Below are 2,770 nucleotides of genomic sequence, written 5' to 3'. Positions count from 1 at the left end.
GCAAAAAACCCCGCACTTTTCGGTACGGGGTTCTTCTGATTGATGCCTGGCAGTTCCCTACTCTCACATGGGGAGACCCCACACTACCATCGGCGCTACGGCGTTTCACTTCTGAGTTCGGCATGGGGTCAGGTGGGACCACCGCGCTAAAGCCGCCAGGCAAATTCTGTTAATCTGTATCAGGCTGAAAATCTTCTGTCTCTCGTCCGCCGAAACAGCTTCGGCGTTGTAAGGTTAAGCCTCACGGTTCATTAGTATCGGTTAGCTCAACGCATCGCTGCACTTACACACCCGACCTATCAACGTCGTAGTCTTCAACGTTCCTTCAGGACTCTCAAGGAGTCAGGGAGAACTCATCTCGGGGCAAGTTTCGTGCTTAGATGCTTTCAGCGGTTATCTCTTCCGAACATAGCTACCCGGCAATGCCACTGGCGTGACAACCGGAACACCAGAGGTTCGTCCACTCCGGTCCTCTCGTACTAGGAGCAGCCCCTCTCAAATCTCCAACGCCCATGGCAGATAGGGACCGAACTGTCTCACGACGTTCTGAACCCAGCTCGCGTACCACTTTAAATGGCGAACAGCCATACCCTTGGGACCGACTACAGCCCCAGGATGTGATGAGCCGACATCGAGGTGCCAAACACCGCCGTCGATATGAACTCTTGGGCGGTATCAGCCTGTTATCCCCGGAGTACCTTTTATCCGTTGAGCGATGGCCCTTCCATACAGAACCACCGGATCACTAAGTCCTAGTTTCCTACCTGCTTGATCCGTCGATCTTGCAGTCAAGCACGCTTATGCCTTTGCACACAGTGCGCGATGTCCGACCGCGCTGAGCGTACCTTCGAGCTCCTCCGTTACTCTTTAGGAGGAGACCGCCCCAGTCAAACTACCCACCATACACGGTCCCCGACCCAGATAATGGGCCCAGGTTAGAACGTCAAGCACGACAGGGTGGTATTTCAAGGATGGCTCCACTGCAGCTAGCGCCACAGTTTCATAGCCTCCCACCTATCCTACACAGACGAACTCAACGTTCAGTGTAAAGCTATAGTAAAGGTTCACGGGGTCTTTCCGTCTTGCCACGGGAACGCTGCATCTTCACAGCGATTTCAATTTCACTGAGTCTCGGGTGGAGACAGCGCCGCTGTCGTTACGCCATTCGTGCAGGTCGGAACTTACCCGACAAGGAATTTCGCTACCTTAGGACCGTTATAGTTACGGCCGCCGTTTACTGGGGCTTCGATCAAGAGCTTCGCCTTGCGGCTGACCCCATCAATTAACCTTCCAGCACCGGGCAGGCGTCACACCCTATACGTCCACTTTCGTGTTTGCAGAGTGCTGTGTTTTTGATAAACAGTCGCAGCGGCCTGGTTACTGCGACCCTCTTCAGCTATAGCTCGCACGAGCCACCAAAAAGGGTGCACCTTCTCCCGAAGTTACGGTGCCATGTTGCCTAGTTCCTTCACCCGAGTTCTCTCAAGCGCCTGAGAATTCTCATCCTACCCACCTGTGTCGGTTTACGGTACGGTCTGCGTAAGCTGAAGCTTAGGAGCTTTTCCTGGAAGCGTGGTATCAGTGACTTCGCCATAAAGGCTCGTCTCGGTGCTCGGTCTTAAAGGATCCCGGATTTGCCAAAGATCCAAACCTACCGCCTTTCCCCAGGACAACCAACGCCTGGTACACCTAACCTTCTCCGTCCCTCCATCGCACTTACGCGAGGTGCAGGAATATTAACCTGCTTCCCATCGACTACGACTTTCGTCCTCGCCTTAGGGGCCGACTCACCCTGCGCCGATTAACGTTGCGCAAGGAAACCTTGGGCTTTCGGCGTGCGGGTTTTTCACCCGCATTATCGTTACTCATGTCAGCATTCGCACTTCCGATACCTCCAGCAGACTTCTCAATCCACCTTCAACGGCTTACGGAACGCTCCTCTACCGCGCATACAAAGTATGCACCCCAAGCTTCGGTTCACTGCTTAGCCCCGTTAAATCTTCCCCGCAGACCGACTCGACCAGTGAGCTATTACGCTTTCTTTAAAGGGTGGCTGCTTCTAAGCCAACCTCCTGGCTGTCTGTGCCTTTCCACATGGTTTTCCACTTAGCACAAAATTTGGGACCTTAGCTGTGGGTCTGGGTTGTTTCCCTTTTCACGACGGACGTTAGCACCCGCCGTGTGTCTCCCATACAGTCCGTCTCGGTATTCGGAGTTTGCAATGGTTTGGTAAGTCGCGATGACCCCCTAGCCATAACAGTGCTCTACCCCCGAGAGGATACATATGAGGCGCTACCTAAATAGCTTTCGAGGAGAACCAGCTATCTCCGGGTTCGATTAGCTTTTCACTCCTAATCACACCTCATCCCCTACCTTTGCAACGGGAGTGGGTTCGGGCCTCCAGTGCGTGTTACCGCACCTTCACCCTGGGCATGACTAGATCACCCGGTTTCGGGTCTACTGCCCGCGACTATGCGCCCTTATCAGACTCGGTTTCCCTTCGCCTCCCCTATACGGTTAAGCTTGCCACGAACAGTAAGTCGCTGACCCATTATACAAAAGGTACGCAGTCACTCCTTGCGGAGCTCCTACTGCTTGTACGCACACGGTTTCAGGTTCTATTTCACTCCCCTCTCCGGGGTTCTTTTCGCCTTTCCCTCACGGTACTGGTTCACTATCGGTCGGTCAGTAGTATTTAGCCTTGGAGGATGGTCCCCCCATGTTCAGACAGGGTTTCACGTGCCCCGCCCTACTCGTCTTCACTGAAATG

At 53.9% G+C, this 2,770-nt stretch carries 2 rRNA genes (1 of these 2 only partly in view); both read right to left on the bottom strand.

The window, feature by feature from the left end:
* Window positions 1-44 precede the first annotated feature (44 nt).
* Window positions 45-160 (bottom strand): 5S ribosomal RNA (rrf, locus tag ACGFZ2_RS34255).
* A gap of 70 nt (window positions 161-230) precedes the next feature.
* A 23S ribosomal RNA gene (locus ACGFZ2_RS34250) occupies window positions 231-2,770 on the bottom strand (it continues 340 nt past the right edge of the window).

Origin of the sequence: Micromonospora sp. NPDC048063, from assembly GCF_043202855.1 — a bacterium.
In the GTDB taxonomy this organism is placed as follows: domain Bacteria; phylum Actinomycetota; class Actinomycetes; order Mycobacteriales; family Micromonosporaceae; genus Micromonospora.
The sequence above is the reverse complement of the archived record's forward strand: the minus strand, read 5'-3'. Positions and strand labels throughout refer to the sequence as shown.